2 protein-coding genes are annotated in these 4,339 nt (G+C 70.3%); one reads left to right on the top strand and one right to left on the bottom strand.

Annotation, left to right across the window (positions count from 1 at the left end):
- Positions 1-2,258 precede the first annotated feature (2,258 nt).
- Entirely contained in the window at positions 2,259-3,344 is a 1,086-nt protein-coding gene (locus ADX84_RS24785) for a hypothetical protein (RefSeq protein WP_049579844.1), read from the bottom strand.
- 209 nt (positions 3,345-3,553) lie between these two features.
- Here ADX84_RS24785 and ADX84_RS24780 point away from each other — a divergent pair, with 209 nt between their 5' ends.
- The gene (locus tag ADX84_RS24780; RefSeq protein ID WP_049579842.1) at positions 3,554-4,123 is read left to right on the top strand and encodes a hypothetical protein; all 570 of its coding nucleotides are present in this window, start codon (positions 3,554-3,556) and stop codon (positions 4,121-4,123) included.
- Positions 4,124-4,339 lie beyond the last annotated feature (216 nt).

Genomic DNA, 4,339 nt, shown 5'->3' with positions numbered 1-4,339 from the left:
CCTCCAGCGCCTGCCCCAGCATCGGCCAGGCCGTCGCGTCCACGCCGTGCAGCATCCGGGGGACGTTCACCCGGCCGCGGTCCAGCACCCGGGTGATCGCCTCCGTGTTACGGCGGGCGTCCTCCCCCCCCCCCCCGGTCGGCTCCCCCCCCACCCCCCCCCCGCCCCCGCCGCACCAACACCACCGACCCCACTCACCTCGACACCCTGGCCACCGAGGCGGGCATCCCACCGCTGGCCAGGACGGGGGCTTCCACGCCCACCGCGAGCAAGCTGTTCGGCACCGCCGCGGTGGCGGGCCTCCATGACATGCACAGGCCGCACGCACGCGAGATCGACGACGCCCTGCTTGGGCCGGTGGACGGGGGAGCAGCGGGGGGACACGACCGGGGCGGGCCGTGCCGCTGTGCCACGCCGCTTTGGGGCCGGCGGCGCCGATCCATGGACGGGGACTCAGGGACTCGGGGGTGGGGGAGGACGGCCATTTCACCTGGTGTGTACGTACGTCCAAGCAGTTCGACCCGATGCCGCCGCAGGGATGTGAGAACGACAGCGGGGGAGTGGGGCGACAGTTACCCCCTTCTGAACTGCGATTATGCGACCGGGGCGGGGGCGGGGGGCTCCTGGCTTCTCCTTCACTCTGGTCGCCGCGTTCGACCTCACCGTCCCGCTCCGGGCGGTGGGACTCGGTGGCCTTCGCTGGCGGGGTGCCCGTGGGCAGGCCGTCCGGGCCTCCACCAGGGGCCTACGGGGTTGCGACGCCAGGGGAGTGGGCGGCTCGCGGGTCCCCATGTGAACCGTGCCGAACGGTGTCTCTCGGCTGACCCAGGGGAGTGGTAGCCCGGTTCGTACAGGTGTACAGGCCCCCCATGAGCCGCAGAAAGGGAACAGGTGTTCGATACACGGGCGCGCAGGTACGGGAAGTCGAGGAGTGAAGGCGTGCCAACGAAAGCCGACACGAGGCTCAACGCAATCCATCTCGGTCATGTGTCGTCAAACAACCCCAAAAGGATGCATAACACCGTTTATGCATGAAACATGGAGGGGTCCACAGGCAGAAGGGGCTCTGGATCGCCCTGCGCCCATGGGTGAGAAAACACAGTTCAACCAGCATGCGAGCGGAACGAGGCCCGTGCGTCAGATCCCGGGCCTGACTCCCACGCGCGGAGAAACCCCAGATCAGGCCGAGTGCACAGGCAGGCGAGTGGCCCCAGCAAACATCGCCTGAGGGCCTGCCAATCCGACCCTTGGAGCCGGGGAACACGGACGCTGGAGCGAATCCAACAGTGACCCGCCAGGTGGCGGCCTGGTGTGGCGAGCACGCACGGCACGGTTGTCCACAGGCAGCGACCCTGGGAGTTGTCTGTGCGGGCCTGTGTGACGCAAGCTCGAATTCGGGGGCATCAGGCTCCGCCAGTGAGCGCTCACAGCGCCCCCGAATCGACGCTAACCCGAAAGCACCCAGGGCCGCCAGCGACCATCCGGCTGCCTGTGGACAACCCGACCCGCCCAGCGCCACACACACGCCCGCTCAGCGTTCGGGCTTTGGGCCCCCGGAGCCCTCGGGATCTCCACGCCCCCCAGGGCCCTCGGGCCCTCAGCTCGTCGGCGCCGCCCGGGGGTGATCCTCGGCGCCCACCAGGGGCCGGTGGTGCACTCCAAGAGCCCCAGTGGCCGCCCACGGCACGAAAACCCCTTCCCCGCAGGCATTTCCGTATCGCCGATAATGCACATTATGTCAAGTAGAGCTTGCTGAGTGCTCCCCGCAACCACCAACACGCCCTGGGCCCCCAAGAAACGGGAAAATCCGCCGAACCGCCCACGCCTTGCCCGTCCACGCCCCCAACGGACCCGATCCACGCCCCGGCCCCGCTTGGCCACTCACTCTCGCGCAGCCCTCGAGGAAACGCCCCACACGAAGCGTGCCCACATGGCCACTCAACGCACCCGCCCGCCTCGCGCACCCCACACCACAACGCATCCGGCACCTGTCCCCCGTGGCCCTCCCCCTCGGCTGTCCCGTCTCCTGTCGAGCACCACGCTCGGCCACCTCACGCACCAGAAGGGGTCGAGTCCCAAACTCCGACCACCACCGCAGTCCCCCGTTCGAGCCGCCCGAACTCCGGTCCGGCCCGGACGCCTGCGGGGCATCGCCCAAGCCACACCCACCAAGACCCGCAGGCCTCCCCACCGACCGCCTGACGATGCGGACCTTCACCCGCAGGCCCGCAGGGACATCCCCACTCGTCCAGCACCGCTCACAGCACCTCCCTCACCACCCCCTGCGCGTCCTCGCCTTCCAGACCCCGCACCTGATCAGCCAGCTCCACCATGTCCAGGTCGGGCATCTCCATCTCCGGAGCCCCGTCCTTCGACTGGGGCACGCGCGCCGTCAGATACGCCAGGACACCGTCCTCGACCTCCACCAACGCGTTCATCGAGGGGATGGGGGCATCGGAGCCGTCGAACACCGTCACCGATCCGTGCCGCTCGCACCCGTACTCCTCATCGCCCTCCGAACACTTGACCCAGTAGGGAAGCCCCGACTCCCCCGCCTCCTCCACGACCGTGCTCACCTCCAACTGGAACCCCCTCTCCCACACCACCCCGCGAGAAGGCTCGTAGGTGATCTTCACGGGAACCTGGTCGTCCTGCACATGGACTGCCACCGGCTCCCACCCCGGAGCCTCCAAGGCCGCGATCGGAGACTCCACAGCGGCCACCGCCCGCCCCAGTTCCTGGTTGTCGCGCACGTCCTCCACGCGCTTCTGCCACCAGGCCACCCCCGTCACCACGGCACACAACGCCACCACCACACCGACCGCGACCACCACCCGCATCACTCCGGGTCGCATCATCCACACCACGGCCGCGCCCGAGTACGCCAGAACAAGACACCAGAACACCGGCGCCACCGGGTTGATCTGCTCCGCCACCCCCCACTCCAGCCGCAGCAACCCCACGAGCACACCGACCACCACGGCCGTCAGCACCACCAACGGTAGCTCCCACGAACGCGCCGCCCCCTGCCGCCGCATCCACGCGCGAAACCCGTACAGGGACCCCACGGTCACCGAGATGCCGACCAACCCGACCAGCGCGCTCACACCGTCCTCATGGGTCAGGCCGAGCAGGCCCAGCACCACCGCGACCGGGATGAGCAACGACCACAGCGGCGCCAGCACCAGAATCCACACCGCCCCCGTCCCCGACGGTGCGGTCTCGCGAACCGGTGCCTCCTCCCCCGCAGCGGCCCACCCAGCACGCTCCTGCGGGTTGGGGCCCACAGCCAGGTGGTCCCTCGGGTTCTCCGCCGCGGGATCGGGATCGGGGTCGGTACTCAACGTCGGTGCTCCTCACGAGTGGGGTCCCTGGGTCCGATGCCCAACCCCCTCGCCGAGTTCGCGCTCCGTTCCCTCACCTCACCTCCGGGCGCCCAGCAGGACCGGCCGACGCTCCTACACTCGAACACACGCCCCGCGGTCTCCACCGCCAACGACCGCGCGGCCTCGCACCCCGAACGTCACACCCTCACCACGAGCAACGGCAGGTCATGGACGACAGCTCGAACACCCACGGCGACCACCCCCACAGGAACCAGTACCTGTCCGCACTGTCACTGCGCCGCACCCTGACCGCGGCCCAGTCACTGACCCACGACGCGTCCGAACCCAGCGGTCCCGGTCAGCCCAACCCACACCCCCGGGGGCTGCCACTCCCCCTGGTCGTGTCGGGCCTCGCCGTCGCCCTGGCCGCCACGACCACCACCCTGTGGGCCCTGAGCCCCTGGCTGCCCTGGTGGGCACTCGCCCTGATCGCACCCCTGGCCGCCGTCCCTGGCCTCGTCATCGGCACCATCGCCATGATCCCCGTCATGGTCTCCACCACCCGAGCGAGCCAGGGCTTCCCCACCGGCCGCGACTGGGTCTCCCCCACGGCCCTGACCTTCCTGGCCTGCACCGCCCCGCTGCTGTCTCCGCTGCCCGCGTGGTGCGGCGCCCTGGCCCTGTGGGCGCTGCTGATCACCGCCGCACTCCTGAGCACCTACCGGGCCCTGCCCGCCTTGGGCCGCGACATCGACCTCGAACGGGCCCGCGCCGCCTGGGACACCCACCCCGACTGAAGCCGCCCCCGCACTCCCGCAAACCCCTGGCCTCGCCCAGCGCCCCCGAGGCTCCCTGGGCACATGGGCCAGCACGTGTGGAACACCAACGGGCACGAAGCCACGACGACGCCTTCGCACCCGACTCCGCATCAGGCCCTCCCACCCGCCGTCGACTTCCTCACCAACCACGCCCTCGGCACCCCCACATCGCGCTGCCGCTGCGCACCCTTCCCC

The organism is Nocardiopsis sp. SBT366 (assembly GCF_001083815.1).
Lineage (GTDB): Bacteria > Actinomycetota > Actinomycetes > Streptosporangiales > Streptosporangiaceae > Nocardiopsis > Nocardiopsis prasina.
This window is presented reverse-complemented; position numbering and strand designations above follow the sequence as displayed.

What these genes read in the sequence shown, in the direction of transcription:
- ADX84_RS24780 (WP_049579842.1), top strand. Translation starts at nt 3,554, where the DNA reads ATGGACGACAGCTCGAACACCCACGGCGACCACCCCCACAGGAACCAG.